Annotated in this window: 16 protein-coding genes; 14 read left to right on the top strand and 2 right to left on the bottom strand. The window is 72.1% G+C overall.

Annotated elements, in window-relative coordinates:
* Nucleotides 1–219 precede the first annotated feature (219 nt).
* From gatC to ACFV6E_RS25030, 9 genes are all read left to right on the top strand, one after another.
* The gene (gene gatC, locus ACFV6E_RS25070; protein WP_015036350.1) at nt 220–516 is read left to right on the top strand and encodes an Asp-tRNA(Asn)/Glu-tRNA(Gln) amidotransferase subunit GatC; all 297 of its coding nucleotides are present in this window, start codon (nt 220–222) and stop codon (nt 514–516) included.
* A gap of 5 nt (nt 517–521) precedes the next feature.
* A complete protein-coding gene (gene gatA, locus ACFV6E_RS25065; RefSeq protein WP_385173510.1) occupies nt 522–2027 on the top strand; it encodes an Asp-tRNA(Asn)/Glu-tRNA(Gln) amidotransferase subunit GatA in 1506 nt (501 codons plus the stop codon).
* A complete protein-coding gene (locus ACFV6E_RS25060; protein ID WP_385173507.1) occupies nt 2024–2266 on the top strand; it encodes a hypothetical protein in 243 nt (80 codons plus the stop codon). The genes gatA and ACFV6E_RS25060 overlap by 4 nt, the downstream gene beginning before the upstream one ends.
* Nucleotides 2267–2282: 16 nt before the next feature.
* Nucleotides 2283–3797, top strand: coding sequence for an Asp-tRNA(Asn)/Glu-tRNA(Gln) amidotransferase subunit GatB (gene gatB / locus ACFV6E_RS25055; RefSeq protein ID WP_385173505.1), 1515 nt, complete (start codon nt 2283–2285; stop codon nt 3795–3797).
* A 243-nt stretch (nt 3798–4040) separates the two neighbouring features.
* Entirely contained in the window at nt 4041–4625 is a 585-nt protein-coding gene (locus tag ACFV6E_RS25050; protein ID WP_385173504.1) for a GNAT family N-acetyltransferase, read from the top strand.
* Nucleotides 4626–4660: 35 nt separating this feature from the next.
* Nucleotides 4661–5317 (top strand): hypothetical protein, encoded by a 657-nt coding sequence (locus ACFV6E_RS25045; RefSeq protein WP_385464728.1) that lies wholly within the window; start codon nt 4661–4663, stop codon nt 5315–5317.
* Between the two features lie 217 nt (nt 5318–5534).
* Complete coding sequence (locus ACFV6E_RS25040) at nt 5535–5732, top strand: hypothetical protein (protein WP_385173498.1); 198 nt, start codon at nt 5535–5537, stop codon at nt 5730–5732.
* Between the two features lie 233 nt (nt 5733–5965).
* On the top strand, nt 5966–9127 hold the full coding sequence (locus tag ACFV6E_RS25035) for an AAA family ATPase (RefSeq protein WP_385464842.1): 3162 nt from the start codon (nt 5966–5968) through the stop codon (nt 9125–9127).
* 70 nt (nt 9128–9197) lie between these two features.
* Complete coding sequence (locus ACFV6E_RS25030) at nt 9198–9461, top strand: DUF6191 domain-containing protein (RefSeq protein ID WP_385173496.1); 264 nt, start codon at nt 9198–9200, stop codon at nt 9459–9461.
* A 45-nt stretch (nt 9462–9506) separates the two neighbouring features.
* On the opposite strand, the gene ACFV6E_RS25025 is transcribed toward ACFV6E_RS25030, so the two are convergent.
* Both ACFV6E_RS25025 and ACFV6E_RS25020 read right to left on the bottom strand, forming a co-directional pair.
* Entirely contained in the window at nt 9507–10661 is a 1155-nt protein-coding gene (locus ACFV6E_RS25025; RefSeq protein ID WP_385464725.1) for a PQQ-dependent sugar dehydrogenase, read from the bottom strand.
* Between the two features lie 113 nt (nt 10662–10774).
* Complete coding sequence (locus tag ACFV6E_RS25020; protein ID WP_385173491.1) at nt 10775–11773, bottom strand: aldo/keto reductase; 999 nt, start codon at nt 11771–11773, stop codon at nt 10775–10777.
* Between the two features lie 75 nt (nt 11774–11848).
* Between ACFV6E_RS25020 and ACFV6E_RS25015 the strand changes: the two genes are divergently transcribed.
* The 5 genes from ACFV6E_RS25015 to ACFV6E_RS24995 form a co-directional block, all read left to right on the top strand.
* A complete protein-coding gene (locus ACFV6E_RS25015; protein ID WP_385464722.1) occupies nt 11849–12790 on the top strand; it encodes a 2-hydroxyacid dehydrogenase in 942 nt (313 codons plus the stop codon).
* Nucleotides 12791–13191: 401 nt separating this feature from the next.
* Nucleotides 13192–16224: a putative bifunctional diguanylate cyclase/phosphodiesterase gene (locus ACFV6E_RS25010; protein ID WP_385464719.1), complete on the top strand. Its 3033-nt coding sequence runs from the start codon at nt 13192–13194 to the stop codon at nt 16222–16224.
* Between the two features lie 240 nt (nt 16225–16464).
* On the top strand, nt 16465–18336 hold the full coding sequence (locus tag ACFV6E_RS25005; protein ID WP_385173483.1) for an acetolactate synthase large subunit: 1872 nt from the start codon (nt 16465–16467) through the stop codon (nt 18334–18336).
* Between the two features lie 26 nt (nt 18337–18362).
* Nucleotides 18363–18887, top strand: a complete 525-nt coding sequence (ilvN, locus tag ACFV6E_RS25000; RefSeq protein WP_385173480.1) for an acetolactate synthase small subunit — start codon at nt 18363–18365, stop codon at nt 18885–18887.
* Between the two features lie 145 nt (nt 18888–19032).
* Nucleotides 19033–19388 (top strand): NAD(P)-binding domain-containing protein (locus ACFV6E_RS24995; RefSeq protein ID WP_385464717.1); only part of this gene is annotated, 356 nt, incomplete at its 3' end.

Below are 19388 nucleotides of genomic sequence, written 5' to 3'. Positions count from 1 at the left end.
CCCCCCGGGCGGTGCGCCACTGCCGGACCCAGGGCGCACGCCCAGCCGGGGCGCGGCGCGGGTCCAGCCAGGCCGGGGCGCGCACCCCGGCTGGACCCGCACCCCACCCCGCCAAGCCCGCGGCAGCGAACCCGCGGCGGCAAACCCGTGCGCACGCACCCACCGCCGCGTCCTAGGATTGGGTCCAAACCACACTCACTCACCCCAGAGGATCGCTGCATGCCTGGCATCACGCGCGAGGAGGTCGCCCACCTCGCACGGCTGGCGCGTCTGGAGCTGAAGGGCGAAGAGCTCGACCACTTCGCAGGCCAGCTCGACGACATCATCGGCGCGGTCGCCCGCGTCAGCGAGGTCGCCGACCAAGACGTACCGCCGACCTCTCATCCGCTGCCGCTGACGAACGTCATGCGCGCGGACGAGGTCCGTCCGTCGCTCACCCCCGAGCAGGCGCTCTCCGGCGCCCCGGCCCAGGAGCAGCAGCGTTTCAAGGTGCCGCAGATCCTGGGGGAGGACTAATCACCATGACGGACAGCAATGTGAACATCATCCGGCTGACCGCCGCCGAGATCGCCGCGAAGATCGCCGCGGGCGAGCTCACCGCCGTCGAGGTCACCGAGGCCCACCTCGCGCGCATCGAGGCCGTCGACGAGAAGGTGCACGCCTTCCTGCACGTCGACCGGGAGGGCGCGCTCGCCCAGGCCCGCGCCGTCGACGCCAAGCGCGAGCGCGGCGAGCAGCTCGGCGCGCTGGCCGGCGTACCCCTCGCGCTGAAGGACATCTTCACCACCGAGGGCGTCCCGACCACCGTCGGCTCCAAGATCCTCGAAGGCTGGATCCCGCCGTACGACGCGACCGTCACCAAGCGGCTCAAGGCCGCCGACGTCGTCATCCTCGGCAAGACCAACATGGACGAGTTCGCCATGGGGTCATCGACGGAGAACAGCGCCTACGGGCCCACCGGCAACCCCTGGGACCTCACCCGCATCCCCGGCGGCTCCGGCGGCGGCTCCTCCGCCGCGCTCGCCTCCTTCGAGGCCCCCCTCGCCATCGGCACCGACACCGGCGGCTCGATCCGCCAGCCCGCGGCCGTCACCGGCACGGTCGGCGTCAAGCCGACCTACGGCGGGGTGTCGCGGTACGGCATGGTGGCGTTCTCCAGCTCCCTCGACCAGGGCGGCCCCTGCGCCCGTACGGTCCTGGACGCCGCGCTGCTGCACGAGGTGATCGCCGGGCACGACCCGCTCGACTCCACCTCGATCGACGCCCCGGTCCCGCCGGTCGTCGAGGCCGCCCGCAACGGCTCGGTCGCCGGTATGCGCGTCGGCGTCGTCAAGCAGTTCCGCGGCGAGGGCTACCAGGCAGGCGTCGTGCAGCGCTTCGACGAGTCGGTCGAGCTGCTCAAGGAGCTCGGCGCCGAGATCGTCGAGCTGGACTGCCCCTCCTTCGACCTGGCCCTTTCGGCGTACTACCTGATCGCGCCCTCCGAGTGTTCCTCGAACCTGGCGCGCTTCGACGGCCTGCGTTACGGTGCGCGCGTCGGCGACGACGGCACCCGCTCCGCCGAGGACGTCACCGCCCTCACCCGCGAGTCCGGCTTCGGCGACGAGGTCAAACGCCGCATCATGCTCGGCACGTACGCCCTGTCGAGCGGCTACTACGACGCGTACTACGGCAGCGCCCAGAAGGTTCGCACGCTCATCACGCGCGACTTCGAGAAGGCCTTCGAGCAGGTGGACGTCATCGTCTCGCCCACCACGCCGACCACCGCCTTCCCGATCGGCGAGCGCGCCGACGACCCGATGGCGATGTACCTCGCGGACCTGTGCACCATCCCGACCAACCTGGCGGGCAACGCGGCCATGTCGCTGCCCTGCGGTCTCGCCCCGGAGGACAACCTCCCGGTGGGCCTGCAGATCATCGCCCCGGCGATGCAGGACGACAGGCTGTACAAGGTCGGCGCCGCCGTAGAGGCCGCCTTCGTGGAAAAGTGGGGTCACCCGCTGATCGAGGAGGCTCCGTCGCTGTGAGCAAGGCAATGTCGAAGGCCAAGGGCTTCAAGAAGTCCAAGAACGGTCTGTATCTGTCCATGGCCACCACCGCGTTCGGCGCGTTCAGCGTCGCGAAGCAGGCCAAGCTGGCGCGCGCCGAGAGCGACACGCTCCGGCTGGTCGACGCCGCCGTGTCCGCCGCCGCCATCGTCACCGGCCTCGCCATCCTCTACCGGGAGCTCAAGCGCCTGGGCGACGACGACGTCCTGCTGGGCTGAGAGGGAAGTTTTCACCGTGACCACCACGACCGACCTGGTGTCGTACGAGGACGCGCTGGCGTCGTACGACCCCGTCATGGGCCTCGAGGTCCATGTCGAACTCGGCACCAGGACGAAGATGTTCTGCGGCTGTTCGACCGAGCTGGGCGCCGAGCCCAACTCGCAGACCTGCCCCACCTGCCTCGGCATGCCCGGCGCGCTCCCGGTCGTCAACGCGACCGGCGTCGAGTCGGCCATCAAGATCGGCCTCGCGCTGCACTGCGAGATCGCCGAGTGGTGCCGCTTCGCCCGGAAGAACTACTTCTATCCGGACATGCCGAAGAACTTCCAGACCTCGCAGTACGACGAGCCGATCGCCTTCAACGGCTATCTGGACGTCCAGCTGGAGGACGGGGAAGTCTTCCGCGTGGAGATCGAGCGCGCCCACATGGAGGAGGACACCGGCAAGTCGACGCACGTCGGCGGCGCGACGGGCCGTATCCACGGCGCCTCGCACTCGCTGCTCGACTACAACCGCGCGGGCATCCCCCTCATCGAGATCGTCACCAAGCCGATCGAGGGTGCGGGGGAGCGCGCTCCCGAGGTCGCCAAGGCGTACGTCGCCGAGCTGCGCGAGCTCATCAAGGCCCTCGGGGTGTCGGAAGCCCGCATGGAGATGGGGCAGATGCGCTGCGACGTGAACCTGTCGCTGCGCCCGCACGGCCAGGACAAGTTCGGCACGCGCTCCGAGACGAAGAACGTCAACTCGCTGCGCAGCGTCGAGCGCGCCGCCCGCTTCGAGATCCAGCGGCACGCCGCGGTGCTCAGCAGCGGCGGCACGATCATCCAGGAGACCCGTCACTTCCACGAGGACACGGGCTCCACGACCTCGGGCCGGGTCAAGGAGGAGGCCGAGGACTACCGGTACTTCCCGGAGCCCGACCTCGTCCCGGTCGCCCCGGCCCGCGAGTGGGTCGAGGAGCTGCGCGCCGGGCTGCCCGAGCAGCCGCTGGCCCGCCGCAACCGGCTGCGCGAGGAGTGGGGCGTCTCCGCCCACGACATGCAGTCGATCCTCAACGCCGGTGCCATCGACCCGATCGTCGCCACGATCGAGGCCGGTGCCGACGCCGCCGCCGCGCGCAAGTGGTGGATGGGCGAACTGGCCCGCAGCGCCAACGAGTCCGGCAAGGCCCTCGAGGACCTGCCCATCACCCCGGCACAGGTCGCCAGGGTGGCGGAGCTCGTCACCTCCGGTGACCTGAACGACAAGCTGGCCCGCCAGGTCATCGAGGGCGTCCTCGCCGGCGAGGGCACCCCGGACGAGGTCGTCGACAAGCGCGGTCTCAAGGTCGTCTCGGACGAGGGCGCGCTGACCACCGCCGTCGACGAGGCCATCGCCGGGAACCCGGGCATCGCCGACAAGATCCGCGGCGGCAAGGTGCAGGCCGCGGGCGCCCTCGTCGGCGCGGTCATGAAGGCCACCCGGGGCCAGGCCGACGCGGCCCGCGTCAAGGAACTGATCCTGGAGAAGCTGGGCGTCAGCGAGGGCTGATCACCAGATCGGCTGTCACCCCGGGGGGATGCATCGGACCCGATGCATCCCCCCAGGTGCACCCAGGTGTGGTGCACCCAAGTGTGGTGCACCCAGGTGTGCCATCAGGCGACGCATCCCCCAGGGCATCCCGCACGGCACGTCTTCAGGAGCCGACCGTCGTCCCGGCCTGTGCGAGGATGCCGCAACGGCGCGGCGAGCACGTCGCGCCGGCCGGAGCGGTGGCTGAGGAGCGGCGGCAGGATGTACGCGATATCCCTGGGTGACGACGGCGCGCAACTGCGGCCCCTGGAGCCGTGGCACGCCGAGGAGTTCCTCGCCCACCTGGACCGCGGGCGGGGCTTCGTCCAGCGGCACATCGCCTTCGGGGGCGACGTCACGGACGTCGCCGGGGCACGGGCACTGCTCCAGTCGTTCGCGGACAAGCGGGCCGCCGACACCGGCGTCATGCACGGTCTGTGGCTGTCCGGGAAGCTCGTCGGCGGGGTGCTCTTCCGGGTCTTCGACGCCGCGCACGGCACCTGCGAGGCCGGCTGCTGGCTGGAGCCCTCGGCCGCCGGACGCGGACTCGTCACCCGCGCCATGCGGGTCCTCATCGACTGGGCGGTGGACGAGCGCGGGATACACCGTGTGGAGTGGTACGCCTCCTCGGAGAACCAGCCGAGTCTCAACGTCGCCCGCCGTCTCGGCATGAGCCGCGAAGGCGTCATGCGCGAGAGCTACCCCTACCGGGGCGAACGGCAGGACATGGAGGTCTGGTCCGTCCTGGCACCCGAGTGGAGAGCGGCACGCGCGCGTGCCGGCGAACCCGCTCACAACGATCATTAAGACACCTCTCAGACTCCGTCCGTACGGTGCCAGGCATGGGTACCAAGACAGCCGACGAAGCCGTGCACGAGAACGGCACCGAGGCGAAGCGCGACGACGCGACCGCGGACGTGAAGGACGTCGAGGGCGTCAAGGGGAACAAGGACGTCCAGGACGTCCAGGACGTCACCGGGGCCGGTGAGCCGACGGAGGCCGCGGCCGGGGAACAGGCGGAGGACAGCGCCGGGGACCAGGAGGACGACCTCCTGGCCGCGGAGGACGACATCCAGGCCGCGGCCGACGAGAACGAGCGGGGCGCCTCCGGCGTCGGCCAGGGTGCCGCCGCCGTCGTCTCCGCCGGTCTCGGCGTCGTCTCGCTCACCGGAAGCTGGGTCTCGACCGTCGCCGCCGCGCGCGAGACGCTCGTCGGCCAGCTCCAGACGTCCTCGACGGCCAGCGTGGCCACGCAGGTCAAGGAGGTCTACGGCGACGCCTGGCACGTCACCGCGGTGATCGGCGGCCTGTTCGCACTGCTCGCGCTGATCATCGGCGCGGCCGCCCTGGCCAGGCCCGCGTTCGGCGTCCCGGGCCGGCCGCAGGCCGCCTGGATCAAGTCCGTGGCCTGGGCGGGCGTTTCGCTCGGCGTCATCGGTCTGCTGCTCGCCGTCGCCAAGTACTCCGACATCCTGCTCGGGATGCCGTCCACCGGCTGACGGCCCGCGACACCTTCGCCTTACCGGCGAACCGAGGGGCCTTAGGCCCGCCATGAGCCATGTGCGGCGGACCTAAGGCCCCTCTCGTCCACGGAATGCGGAACTCTCCCGATGTGGCGTACCCCCTGGGAGACGAGAGTGGGGACATCGCGGTGAACGGAACCGCGAACGGCCCACCAGCGGCCGGTCCCACACCGTCCACTCCCAGGGGTACGACATGTTCGAGTACGAGCTCTACCGGACGCGCTCCGCCGACCTGATCCGCGAGGCGGAGGGCCATCGCCGGGCGCTGGCCGCCCAGCGGCACCGCCGTACCGCGCTGCGCGCCGCCGCGCGTGGCTCCGGACGCCACGACGGCGAGGGGCGGGCGGATACCCGCCGTGACCGCAAGTACCGGTTCACCCGCGCGGCATGAGCACGCCGGCGCGCTCCCCGACGGCACCGACGGCACCGACGGCACCGGCTCCACCGGCTCCACCGACGGCACCGGCTCCACTAGCTCCGCCGACGGCACCGACGGCACCGGCTCCACCGGCATCACCGGCGCCATCGATGTCACCGACGACATCGGTGGCGCCGGTGCCGTCCGGGGCGGCTCCCGGCCCCGGGCGCCGGATAACCGGTGCCGCGGTGTCAGTGCCCTGTGCGATGCTCGGCGCTGTGGAGAACAGGTCTGTCAGCCCGGTGTTCGTCGGCCGCGCCGATGAGCTTCGGGCACTGAACGACGCGCTCGCCCGCGCCGCCGCGGGCGAGCCGCAGGCGTTGCTGCTCGGCGGTGAGGCCGGCGTGGGCAAGACCAGGCTGCTGGAGGAGTTCGCCGCCGCGGCCGGCCGGGCCGGCGCCGTCGTCGCGCTCGGCGGCTGCGTCGAGATCGGTGCCGACGGACTGCCCTTCGCGCCGTTCTCCACCGCGCTGCGCGCCCTGCGCCGGGCGCTGCCCGACGAGCTCGCCGCCGCGGCCGCGGGCCAGGAGGAGGAGCTGGCCAGGCTCCTGCCCGAGCTGGGCGAGGCGTCCCGGGGGCGGCACGACGAGGACGGCACGGCCCGCCTCTTCGAGCTCACCGCCCGCCTCCTGGAGCGCGTCGCCGCGGACCGTACGGTCGTCGTGGCCCTGGAGGACCTGCACTGGGCGGACGCCTCCACCCGGCATCTGCTCGCCTACCTCTTCCGCACCCTGCGCAGCGGCCGCCTCGTCGTCGTGGCGACGTACCGCGCGGACGACATCCACCGCCGCCACCCCCTGCGCCCGTTCCTGGCCGAGCTGGACCGCCTGCGCACCGTCCGCCGCATCGAACTGGGCCGGTTCAACCGCGCGGAGGTCGGCCGCCTGGTCGCCGGCATCCTCGCCCACGAGCCCGACCCGGCCCAGGTCGACGAGATCTTCGAGCGCTCCGACGGCAACGCCTTCTTCGTCGAGGAACTGGCCGTCGCCGCCCACGAGGGCGACTGCGCCGGCCTCACCGACTCGCTCCGCGACCTGCTGCTCGTACGCGTCGAGCGGCTGCCCGAGGACGCGCAGCGGGTCGCCCGGATCGTCGCGGAGGGCGGCTCCACCGTCGAGTACGCGCTGCTCGCCGCCGTCGCCGGGCTCACCGAGGACGACCTCATCGAGGCGCTGCGCGCCGCCGTCGGCGCGAACATCCTGCTCGCCGCGCCCACCGGCGACGGCTACCGCTTCCGCCACTCCCTGGTGCGCGAGGCCGTCAGCGACGACCTGCTGCCCGGCGAGCGCTCCCGCCTCAACCGCCGCTACGCCCAGGCACTGGAGGCCGACCCGGCGCTGGTCCCGGCCGACGAGCGCGCCACCCGCCTGGCCAGCTACTGGTACCACGCCCATGACGCCGCCAAGGCCCTGCCGGCCGTGCTCGACGCGTCCGTGGAGGCCCGCCGCAGGCACGCCTACTCCGAGCAACTGCGCTTCCTGGAGCGGGCGATGGAGCTGTGGGACGTCGCCCCCGAGGCGGTGCGCGCCGCCCTGCGCCCGGTCGACTACACCGAGGTCTATCCGCCCTGCGGCTGCGACCCGGCCACCACACCGCTGCGCTATCTCGACCTGATGGCCGAGGCCGCCGTCGCGGGGCGCCTGTGCGGGCAGCGCGACCGCGCCATGAAGATCACCAAGCGGGCGCTGCGCCTGCTGGCGGACGAGCCGCCCCTGTCGGCGACCGGCTCCGGTGTCTTTGCCGATGCCACCGGAGCCGCCGACGGGAACGCGCTCCGCGCGGCCTGGTTCTGGGTCCAGCGCTCCCGCCTGGTGCAGGGCCAGGCCCGCGGCGACGGCCGGCAGGAGCTGGCCACGGCCCAGGAGCTGGTCCGCGGGCTGCCGCCCTCCGAGGTGCACGCCGAGGTCCTCGCCACGGTCGCCGGCTGGTCGGCGCTGCACGACCCGGGACCGGACGCGCTCAGCGACGCCCAGCGCGCCGTCGAGTACGCGCGCATGGTCGGCGCCGACGACATCGAGCTGAACGCCCGGCTCACCCTCGGCCTGCTGATGGTCGACGCGGGCGACATCGAGGCCGGACTCGCCGTGATGTACGAGGTCAAGGACCAGGCGGTGCGGCGGGGCATCGCCGCCGTCGTCGGCCGCAGCCACATCAACCTGCCATCGGTCCTGGAAGGCGTCGGCCGCTCCGCGGAAGCGGCCGGCATCCTGGAGGAGGCCACCGGGCTCACCCGGCAACTGGGCCTGCTCGACTCCGAGGCCTGGGTCTGGGGCAACTACTCGGAGTCGCTGTACTCCCTGGGCCGCTGGGACGAGGCGACCGAGGCCGCGACGAACGCCCACACCACCGGCCAGAGCGCCAAGCCCCGCGGCAGCGGCTCCACCCGCCTCGCCCGTATCGCACTCGCCCGCGGCGACATGGCCGCCGCCTCCCGCCACCTGGCCGCCGCCCGCAGCAACTACGGCACCCACGACCCGATGCCCCAGAACACCCTGCCGGTGCTCCGCATCACCCTCGGCGTCGCCGCCGGTGAGGGCCGCCTGGCGGACGCCCGCGCCGCGCTGGACCAGGCCCTGGCCGCCGGTTTCCCGCCCGGCACCCAGCGCTACGGGTGGCCGCTGCTGCTGGCCGGCGCCACGGCCGAGGCCGACACCCGGGGGCTGCCCGCGGCCGCGCCGGGCCGCGCCGGCGTCCTCGCCCGCCTCGGCGACGCCACCCGCCACCTGACCACCGGCGCCCCGGTCTGGCAGGCGTACGACCTGTGGGTGCGCGCGGAGCTGCGCCGCGCCGAGGGCACGGACCTGCCCCGCCACTGGTCCGAGGTGGTCACCGCCCTCGAACCGCTGGGGCGCCCCTACGACCTGGCCCGCGTCCGCCACCGCCTCGCCGAGTCGCTGCTCGCCGCGGGAGCGGCCGACGACCGGTCCTGCGGCGACGACCGGTCCCGCAGTGAGGACGACCGGGCCCGCGCCGCCGAACTGCTCCGGCTGGCCGGTGCGGTCGCCGACCGGCTGGGCGCCCGGCCGCTCGCCGAGTCCGTGGCCCTGCTCGCCCAGCGCGCCCGCCTGCCCCTGGGCCTCGCCGGGGCACGGCCCGCCCGCGACCGGACCGATCCGGTCGAGGAGCTGGGGCTGACCAGCCGCGAGCGCGACGTCCTCCGGCTGGTCGCCGCCGGTCTCAGCAACCGCCGGATAGCCGAGCGGCTCTTCATCTCCCCGAAGACCGCCAGCGTCCACGTCTCGAACATCCTGGGCAAGCTCGGCGTCTCCGGCCGCGGCGAGGCGGCCGCGCTCGCCCACCGGCTGCGGCTCTTCCCGCCGGAGGCCCCCGGGGCGCCGGATACGTCCACCGCCCAGGCGGTGGGCTGAGGCTCACGAGGGCCGAGGCTTACGAGGGCCGAGGCTTACGCTGGCAGGGGTACCGGCCGAGGGAGGCACCGTGTTCAACATGTTCGAGGAACTGTTCGCGCCCGGCCGCAAGCACACGAACGACGAGCGCAGACGGCTGGAGCTGACCCGCGTCGACCTGAACGACGGCGACCCGGGCCGGGGCCCCATCGACCTGTCCTCGGGCCGGGTCGTCGTCCGCGTGCCGGCCCAGCCGCAGACCTCGCGGACGCCGGACCCGGCCGAAGCTCCCGCGGAGCGGGCACCGGACGCGGCCGAAGCCCCCGCGGAGCCTCCGGAGGAGGACGACGACTGAGGCCCACGTCCCGTGCCTCCGTGCCCCCGCGCGTCCTTCTCCTCACTACTTCACTTCCAGCTCCAGGATCCTGTCGTCACCGTCCCCCGGGGTTCCCCGCCCGTCCGTCTCGCTCGTGACCAGCCAGAGCTTGTCGCCCCCGGCGGAGACCACCGTGCGCAGCCGCCCGTACTTGCCGGTGAGGAACGCCTGCGGGCCGGCCGACGCCTCGGTGCCCTTCAGCGGGATGCGCCACAGCCGCTTGCCGCGCAGCCCGGCCATCCACACGGACCCCTCGGCGTAGGCGATGCCGCTGGGGGACGCCTCGTCCGTGTGCCACTGGGCCACCGGGTTCTTGTAGTCGCCGTCGTCGCTCTTGCCCTCGGCGTCCGGCCAGCCGTCGTTGTCGCCGGGGCCGATGTGGTTCAGCTCGTCCCAGGTGTCCTGGCCGAACTCCGAGGCCCACAGCCGCTGTTTGCCGTCCCAGGCGAGCCCCTGCACATTGCGGTGCCCGTACGAGTACACCACCGAGTCGCCGAAGGGGTTGCCCGGGGCCGGTTCGCCGTCCGGCGTCATCCGCAGGATCTTGCCGCCCAGCGACTCCTTGTCCTGGGCCAGACCGCGGTCACCGGTTTCGCCGGTGCCCGCGTACAGCATCTCGTCGGGGCCGAAGGCGATCCGGCCGCCGTTGTGGATCACGCCCTTGGGGATGCCCTTGAAGATCGTGCTCGGCGCGCCGAGCTGCTCGCCGGCCGGCTTGTCCTCCTCGTACAGCATGCGGGCGATGCGGTTGTCCGACTCCGTCGTGAAGTACGCGTAGATCATGTGGTCGGAGGCGAACGTGGGGGAGAGGGCGAGCCCCATGAGGCCGCCCTCGCCCGCGGGCGCGACTCCGGGCACCTCGCCCAGCTCGGTCTTCTTTCCGGTCTTCTCGTCGACCCGGGTGATCGTCCCCTCGTCCCGGGAGGAGACCAGCAGACCGCCGTCGGGCAGCGGGGCCAGGCCCCAGGGCGACTTCAGGTCCTCGGTGACCGTGCGCACCACGGTCACCGAGCCCTTGGCGGGGGGTGCGGTCCCCCGCGGCCGCGCGGCGGACGACGAGCCGTCGTCGCCGCCCTTGCCGCTCGGGGTGGCGCTGCCGGTGTCGACCGGGCTCGGTCTGTCGTCGGAGGAGCAGCCGGCTGCCAGCAGCAGCGCGGACGTGGCCAACACGGCCGTCACAGCTCGACGTCGATGTAGCACGATCAGGTCCCTTCGGCGCGGCGGTTCTCCTGTTACTACACCGCTCGTCCCCTGTGAGTTCCCGGTCACCGCCACCCGATGCGGTGAAACCGTCAGTCCCAGGACCCCCGGGCGGCCGGCAGCCGTGCCATTTCGGCCAGGTCCCGGGCGCTGAGCAGCAGTTCACCGGCGCCCGCGTTCTCCGTCACCCACCGCTCCCGCTTCGCGCCCGGTACCGGCACCACGTGCGGGCCCTGCGCCAGCACCCAGGCCAGCGCCACCTGCGCTGGGGTGACGGCGGCGCCGTACCGGGCGGCGATCCGGCGCAGCCCGACGACTATCGACTGGTTGGCGGCCATCATCTCGGCCGTGAAGCGGGGGTGCCGGGCGCGCAGGTCGTCCGGTTCGAAGCCCTCGCCGGGGGTCAGGGTGCCGGTGAGGAAGCCGTTGCCGAGCGGCATCGCGGCGAGGAAGCCCACCCCGCGCGCGGCGCACCACGGCAGCAGCGCGTCCAGCGCCTCCGGCGACCACACCGACAGCTCGGCCTGCACCGCGCTCACCGGGAAGACCTGCTGCACCCGCTCCAGTTGCCGGATCGTCCCGTCGTGCAGCCGGGCCCCGGGCCGGCGGCCGGCCCGCGCCCCCACCGCGCACAGGCCCAGCGCCCGCACCTTCCCCGCCGCCACCAGCTCCGCCATGGCGCCCCAGGTCTCCTCGACCGGCACCTCGGGGTCCGCGCGGTGCAGCTGGTACAGGTCGATCACGTCCGTCTGGAGTCTGCGCAGCGAGGCGTCGCAGGCCCGTCTGACATAGCCGGGGCGGCCGTTGGCCACGATGTGCTGCTCGCCCACCAGCAGTCCGACCTTCGTCGACACGAACGCCTCGGAGCGCCGCTCCTTCAACGCCCGCCCCACCAGCAGCTCATTGGTGAACGGGCCGTACATGTCGGCCGTGTCGAGCAGCGACGAGCCGAGATCCAGGGCCCGGTGCACGGTCCGCAGTGATTCGTCACCCCGCTGCCGTGAACCGGAGTACGCCCAGCTCATCGGCATGCAGCCGAGTCCGACGGCCCCCACATCGAGCGTCGCCGCACCGATCGTCCTGCGCTCCACCTGGCCGTACCCTCCCTCTCCTGGCACCCCAAACTAACCAATGGGCCGGCGCGGGCTTCGCATAGCCTCCTGACCATGACTTCACGTGTGTGGCTTCCGTTCGACGCGGCCGGCATCAAGGGGCTCCCAGAGAACCTCGACTACCTCTTCTGGGACGGCGGTCCGGACTTCCCCGGTGACCCGGCCGAGTGCGACTTCTACGTCGTGCCGTACATGAAGGGAACGGACGTCTCGGTGCGGCCGCTGCCCCGGATGACGTCCGTACAGGCCGTGCAGACCCTTTCCGCGGGCATCGACCACGTACAGCCCGGCCTCAAGTACCTGCGGGACGGCGTGCAGTTGTGCAACGCACGCGGGGTGCACGAGGCGAGCACCGCCGAACTCACCCTGACCCTCGTCCTCGCCTCGCTGCGCGGCATCCCCGACTTCGTCCGGGCCCAGGACAAGGAGGAGTGGCGGTCGGGCTTCCGGCCCGCGCTGGCCGACAAGTCGGTCCTGATCGTGGGGTACGGGTCGATCGGGGCCGCGATCGAAGACCGGCTCGTTCCCTTCGAGCCGGCGCGGATAACACGGATCGCGCGCTCCTCGCGCACAACGGAGCGCGGTCCGGTGCACCCGTTCACCGAAGCGCCCGCCCTGCTGCCCGAAGCCGACGTCGTCATCCTCTCGACACCCCTCACCGACACCACGCGTGGCCTGGTCAACGCCGATTTCCTGGCCCGGATGAAGGACGGCGCGCTGCTCGTCAACGTGGCCCGCGGCCCGGTGGTGGACACCAAGGCGCTCCTCGCCGAGCTGGAAAGCGGACGGATCACCGCCGCTCTCGACGTCACGGACCCTGAACCCCTGCCTCAGGGGCACCCGTTGTGGCACGCACCGGGCGTCCTGATCAGCCCCCACGTCGGCGGCCCGACGTCCGCCTTCCTGCCGCGCGCCGAGCGGCTCCTGGTAGCGCAGTTGAACCGTTTCGCGCGCCGGGAGCCGCTGGTGAACGTGGTGCTCACGACCGGCGCGTAGCACGGATTCCGTTCACCACCCGTCCGGTTCGGGTACCCTCCGCAGTTCTCCGGACGCGGGCAGTACCGGTATTCGCCCTGGTCGTCACGGAGCGTAGAGAAGCTATGTCCCTGAGTGACGATACTGGTGTATCGTCCCGACAGGGGCTGCGCCGCGCACCGTTCGGCGCCGGGGACGACATGCAGACTGCGAGGGGGGCGACGGGCGATGCACGGCCTATGGACGAACACTCCGACGCGGCGGAGCCGCCGACGGCGACCCTGGTGTGTGACGCCGCGCAGACGCGGTCAGGGCCACACCGGTCATCACCATCACCGCAGGCACAGCGGCCGCAAGAGGTACGCGCACACCTCCCCCCGGGACCAGCGGGACCCGGGGGCGACACGGACCGGGTGGGACCGGTGAGTGCCCCGACGCCCTCCCCCGCCGCCCTGGACGGAGCGCTGCGCACGCAGCGGCTCCTGGGAGCGCTGCTGTCCCGGGGCGTGCCGGGCAGCCGGGCGGGTGCGTACTCACAGGTGGCGCTGGCCCTGGTCTGCGCGGGATACGCCGTCGGCTCCGCGTGCGGCTGGGGAAGCGCGTTCCTCGCCGTGGTCATGGGCGACTTCGGTCTGAGCGCCGCGGCGGGCACCGCGGCCGTCTCCTGCTTCCTCTACGCCCGCAGGCGCCGTGTCCGCTTTCGATCCGCATGGCTGCTGTTCTCGCTCTCCTCCGCGATGGCAGCGCTCGGCAATCTCGTCTGGGGGTGGTACGAGGTCGTGCTCGGCGTCCCCGTCCCCAGCCCCAACTACGCGGATCTCTTCTTCCTGTGCTTCGCGCCGCCCGCCATCGTGGGACTGCTGGTGCTCGCCAAGAGGCCGGTGAGCAAGGCCGGCTGGGTCTGCCTGGCGCTGGACGCCTGGCTGATCGGCGGCTCGCTGCTGACGCTGTCCTGGAGCCTCGCCCTCGCGCAGGCGGCCAAGTTCGAGGGGCCGAGCGTCGCGCACACCGCGCTGTCGCTGGCCTATCCGCTGCTGGACATCGCGCTGGTCAGCATGGTGCTGGCGCTGCACTTCCGACGCTCGGCGGTGAACCGCTCGGCGGTGAACACCGCGATCGGGGCACTCGCCCTGACCGTGATGTGCGACGCCCTGTTCACCTCGCCGCTGCTGCACAACGACTACCAGTCGGGCCAGCTTCTCGACGCCGGCTGGTTCGCCGGCTCCCTGCTGCTCGCCTACGCCCCCTGGGTCGGCCTCCGGCACGGATCCGCGGAGAACGAGGGGCACACGCGCGTGGTGCACGAGCACCTGCCGGTCCAGCGCCGGACCGGACACCCGTACGAGCCGGTCAAGGGCCGCACGTCCGTCCAGGGGCACCCGCCGCCGGAGCCGCCGCTGCCCGGCGGCGACCACGGCCGGTACGCCGCCGACCGGCCCCTCACCGGCTCGCTGGCCGCCCTCACGCCCTACCTGGCCGCCGCCGTGTGCACGCTGGGCATTCTCTACAACGTGCTCAACGGCCACAGCGTCGACCGCGTCGTGCTGGTCACCGGGGGCACGGTCGTCCTCGCACTGGTCGTGCGCCAGGGCATCATGCTGCTCGACAACATCACCCTCACCCAGGAACTGGCCCAGAAGGAGAACCACTTCCGTTCCCTGGTGCAGGGTTCGAGCGACGTCATCATGATCGCCGCGCCCAACGGCATCCTCCGCTACGTCAGCCCGGCCGCCGCCGGGGTCTACGGGCGGCCCGCCGAAGACCTCGTCGGCTCCGAGCTGGCCTCGCTGATCCACCCGGAGGACCTCGGCTGCGTGGTGCACGAGGTGCGCCGCTTCCTGGCCGCGGGACCCGCCGAGGAACCCACCACCCGCATCGAGTGCCGGTTCCGGTCCGGCGGGGGCGGCTGGCTGAACGTGGAGTCCACGGTCAACCGGCACCACGGCGGCCTCATCTTCAACAGCCGCGACGTGACCGAAAGGGTGCGCCTCCAGGCCCAGCTCCAGCACAACGCGGAGCACGATCCGCTCACCGACCTGCCCAACCGCGCGCTGTTCACCCGGCGCGTCCAGCAGGCCCTCTCCGGCCGCCGCTCCTCCGACCGGGGCACCGCCGTGCTCTTCATCGACCTGGACGGCTTCAAGGCGGTCAACGACACGATCGGCCACCAGGCCGGCGACGAGCTGCTCGTCCAGGCCGCCCGCAGGCTCCAGGACTCCGTGCGGCAGAGCGACACCGCCGCCCGGCTCGGCGGCGACGAGTTCGCGGCGCTCATCGTCGGCGACGGCACCCGCGACCGCGCCGCCCGCGAGCGCCACATCTTCGAACTGGCGGACCGGCTGAGAATCACCCTCTCCCAGCCCTACGCCATCGACGGCAACGATGTCCGTGTCGCCGCCTCCATCGGCGTCGCCTTCGCCGAACCGGGCCTGGGCGCCGGGGAGTTGCAGCGCAACGCCGACCTGGCCATGTACCGGGCCAAGGGCATGGGCAAGGGCCGCGTCGAGCTGTACGCGCCGCAGATGCAGCAGGACGTCGTACGCAAGGCGGAGCTGGCCACCCGGCTGCGGGCCGCGCTGCACGACGGCGAGTTCGCGCTGCTGCACCAGCCGGTGGTCGCGCTGGAGAACGGCCGGATCTCGTCCGTCGCCGCCCAGGCGCGCTGGCGCTCGTCCCAGGGGGTCTTCTACACCCCGGCCGAGTTCCTGCGCGTGGCCGAGGACAGCGACCGCACCGCCGAGCTGGGCCGCTGGATGCTGGAGCAGGCCGTCCAGCAGGCCGCCGAGCGCACCGCCACCGGCCATGCGGTGCCCGTCGCCGTGCGGATGAGCGCCCGCAGACTCCTGGACCGCTCGACGCCGCTCGCCTCGGTGGAGGCGCTGCTCACGCGGCACGGTCTGGCCTCGGGCGCCCTGGTCATAGAGCTGGCCGACATCGACCCCCGGGTCAGCTTCGACGACCTGGAGCGCAGACTGAGCGCGCTGCGGCGGATCGGCGTCAGAATCGCCCTGGACGGCTTCGGCAGCGGCTACGCGGCCATCACCGCGCTGCGCCGCCTCCCCATCGACGTACTGAAGCTCGACCGCGGGCTGATCGAGGGGGTCGTCGAGTCGGCCAGACTCCACAAGATCACCAGCGGGCTGCTGCGGATCGCCACCGATCTCGGGCTCCAGTCCGTGGCCGACGGCGTGGACCTGCCGGAGCAGGTGGTCGCCCTGCGGGCGATGGGCTGCACGCACGGCCAGGGCATGGCCTTCTCCGGGCCGCTCGACGAGTACCGGCTGCGGCGGGCGCTGTCCGCCGGCCACTGCCCGGTGCCGCACGGTCCGGCCGAGCCCGCGTTCGCCGGGGGAGGTGCGGGCGTGTCCGGGGTGTACGCCAGTGGGGTGCCCGCCGTGTACAGCGGTGGTACGGCGCTGCGCTCACATAATGAGACTCCCGTCCCACCCACTTGACAGTCGGTGCGTGCCGGGGGGAGGGTCAGAGCCATGCGCACCCGAATTCTCGTACTTGGAAAGCGCGTCGGCTGAAGCTGGGGCACACCGGAGACACGATCCGGAACACCCAGCGACCGCACCCGGCGCGCTCCCCTCGCTTGCCTCACGGCACGAGGGGTTTTTTGTTGCACAGGTGCCTGCCGACGCGCAATCGCACACCGCACAAACCTCGCAAAAACCCTCAGCATCGAGAAGAGAATGCCGATGACCGAGCAGGCCACCGGGGCCCACCATCCGCAGCCGCGGCCCCGTTCCGGAGGACAGCAGTCCGCCCCCGAGCGCGTCACGGGTGCGCAGTCCCTCATCCGTTCGCTCGAGGAGGTCGGGGCCGACACGGTATTCGGGATCCCCGGTGGCTGCATCCTTCCGGCGTACGACCCGCTGATGGACTCCACCCGCGTCCGCCACGTCCTGGTCCGCCACGAGCAGGGCGCGGGTCACGCCGCCGAGGGCTACGCGCTGGCGACCGGCAAGGTCGGCGTCTGCATGGCGACCTCGGGGCCCGGTGCGACCAACCTAGTCACGCCGATCGCCGACGCGCACATGGACTCCGTGCCGATGGTCGCGATCACCGGCCAGGTGGCCTCCAAGGCCATCGGCACGGACGCCTTCCAGGAGGCGGACATCGTCGGCATCACCATGCCGATCACCAAGCACAACTGGCTGGTCACCAACGCCGACGACATCCCGCGGGTGATCGCCCAGGCGTTCCACGTCGCCTCCACGGGGCGCCCGGGGCCGGTCCTGGTGGACATCGCCAAGGACGCCCTCCAGGCGCAGACCACCTTCCAGTGGCCGCCCGTGATGGACCTGCCCGGCTACCGCCCGGTGACCAAGCCGCACGCCAAGCAGATCCGCGAGGCCGCCAAGCTGATCACCCAGGCCAAGCGGCCGATCCTCTACGTCGGCGGCGGCGTCCTGAAGGCCGGCGCCACCGCCGAGCTGAAGGTGCTGGCCGAGCTGACCGGCGCGCCCGTCACCACCACCCTGATGGCGCTCGGCGCGTTCCCCGACAACCACCCCCAGCACCTCGGCATGCCGGGCATGCACGGCTCGGTGGCCGCCGTCACGGGACTGCAGAAGGCCGACCTGATCGTCGCCCTCGGGGCCCGCTTCGACGACCGCGTCACCGGCAAGCTGGACAGCTTCGCCCCGCACGCCAAGATCGTGCACGCCGACATCGATCCGGCCGAGATCGGCAAGAACCGCGCCGCCGACGTGCCGATCGTGGGCGACGCCCGCGAGGTCATCGCCGACCTCGTGCAGGCCGTCCAGAAGGAGCACAGCGAGGGGCAACAGGGCGAGGCCGCCAGGTCCAGGTACGCCGCCTGGTGGAAGGACCTGGACCGCTGGCGCGAGACGTACCCGCTCGGCTACGACCAGCCCGCCGACGGCTCGCTCTCCCCGCAGCAGGTCATCGAGCGCATCGGACAGCTCGCTCCCGAGGGCACGGTCTTCACGGCGGGCGTCGGCCAGCACCAGATGTGGGCCGCCCACTTCATCGACTACGACAAGCCCGCCACCTGGCTGAACTCCGGCGGCGCCGGGACGATGGGGTACGCGGTCCCGGCAGCCATGGGCGCCAAGGCCGGGCAGCCCGACCGCACGGTCTGGGCCATCGACGGCGACGGCTGCTTCCAGATGACCAACCAGGAACTCGCCACCTGCGCCCTGAACAACATCCCGATCAAGGTCGCCATCATCAACAACGGCGCCCTCGGAATGGTCCGCCAGTGGCAGACCCTGTTCTACAACCAGCGCTACTCCAACACCGTGCTGCACTCGGGCCCCGGGGCCAGCGGCACCGAGCCCAGCGCCGGCACCCGCGTCCCCGACTTCGTGAAGCTGTCCGAGGCCATGGGCTGCTACGCCATCCGCTGCGAGTCCCCCGACGACCTCGACAAGGTCATCGAGGAGGCCAACTCGATCAACGACCGGCCCGTGGTGGTCGACTTCATCGTCCACGAGGACGCGATGGTGTGGCCGATGGTCGCCGCCGGCACCTCCAACGACGAGATCCTGGCCGCCCGGGACGTCCGCCCCGACTTCGGCGACAACGAAGACGACTGAGAGCCGCAGGAAGAGGAACGCAACCCATGTCCAAGCACACGCTCTCCGTCCTGGTCGAGAACACCCCCGGCATCCTCGCCCGGATCGCCGCCCTGTTCTCGCGCCGCGGGTTCAACATCGACTCGCTCGCGGTCGGTGTCACCGAGCACCCCGACATCTCCCGCATCACCATCGTGGTGCAGGTCGAGTCGCTGCCCCTGGAGCAGGTCACCAAGCAGCTCAACAAGCTCGTCAACGTCCTCAAGATCGTCGAGCTGGAGCCGGGCGCCGCGGTCCAGCGCGAACTCGTCCTGGTGAAGGTCCGCGCGGACAACGAGACCCGCTCGCAGATCGTCGAGATCGTCCAGCTCTTCCGCGCCAAGACGGTCGACGTCTCCCCGGAGGCCGTCACCATCGAGGCCACCGGCGGCAGCGACAAGCTGGAGGCCATGCTCAAGATGCTGGAGCCGTTCGGCATCAAGGAGCTGGTCCAGTCCGGCACCATCGCCATCGGCCGCGGCGCCCGCTCGATCACCGACCGGTCGCTGCGCGCCCTCGACCGGTCCGCGTAGCCGGCGGGGCGGCTCCTGCCGCCCGTTCGGCTCGATACGGGCGGTCCCGGACCCGCCGCCCGCCCGTATACCGAGACCCCAAGACTTCCCTCACCCCGCCCGCCGTACGGTGGGACGCGACACCAGCACACCAAGGAGAACCCCAGTGGCCGAGCTGTTCTACGACGCCGACGCAGACCTGTCCATCATCCAGGGCCGCAAGGTCGCGGTCATCGGCTACGGCAGCCAGGGCCACGCCCACGCGCTGTCGCTGCGTGACTCGGGTGTCGACGTGCGCGTCGGTCTGCACGAGGGCTCCAAGTCGAAGGCGAAGGCCGAGGAGCAGGGCCTGCGCGTGGTGAGCCCGTCCGAGGCCGCGGCCGAGGCCGACGTCATCATGATCCTGGTCCCGGACCCGATCCAGGCCAAGGTCTACGAGGAGCACATCGCGCCGAACCTGAACGACGGCGACGCGCTGTTCTTCGGCCACGGCCTGAACATCCGCTACGACTTCATCAAGCC

The organism is Streptomyces sp. NPDC059785 (assembly GCF_042732375.1).
Taxonomy (GTDB): Bacteria; Actinomycetota; Actinomycetes; order Streptomycetales; family Streptomycetaceae; genus Streptomyces.
Note: the sequence above shows the minus strand (reverse complement) of the source record. Positions and strands in the feature narration are given on the sequence as shown.

Excerpts from the sequence above, each read along its gene's own strand:
- gatC (WP_015036350.1), top strand. The coding sequence starts at position 220 with ATGCCTGGCATCACGCGCGAGGAGGTCGCCCACCTCGCACGGCTGGCG.
- gatA (WP_385173510.1), top strand. The coding sequence starts at position 522 with ATGACGGACAGCAATGTGAACATCATCCGGCTGACCGCCGCCGAGATC.
- ACFV6E_RS25050 (WP_385173504.1), top strand. The coding sequence starts at position 4,041 with ATGTACGCGATATCCCTGGGTGACGACGGCGCGCAACTGCGGCCCCTG.
- ACFV6E_RS25045 (WP_385464728.1), top strand. The coding sequence starts at position 4,661 with ATGGGTACCAAGACAGCCGACGAAGCCGTGCACGAGAACGGCACCGAG.
- ACFV6E_RS25040 (WP_385173498.1), top strand. The coding sequence starts at position 5,535 with ATGTTCGAGTACGAGCTCTACCGGACGCGCTCCGCCGACCTGATCCGC.
- ACFV6E_RS25035 (WP_385464842.1), top strand. The coding sequence starts at position 5,966 with ATGCTCGGCGCTGTGGAGAACAGGTCTGTCAGCCCGGTGTTCGTCGGC.
- ACFV6E_RS25015 (WP_385464722.1), top strand. The coding sequence starts at position 11,849 with ATGACTTCACGTGTGTGGCTTCCGTTCGACGCGGCCGGCATCAAGGGG.
- ACFV6E_RS25005 (WP_385173483.1), top strand. The coding sequence starts at position 16,465 with ATGCCGATGACCGAGCAGGCCACCGGGGCCCACCATCCGCAGCCGCGG.
- ilvN (WP_385173480.1), top strand. The coding sequence starts at position 18,363 with ATGTCCAAGCACACGCTCTCCGTCCTGGTCGAGAACACCCCCGGCATC.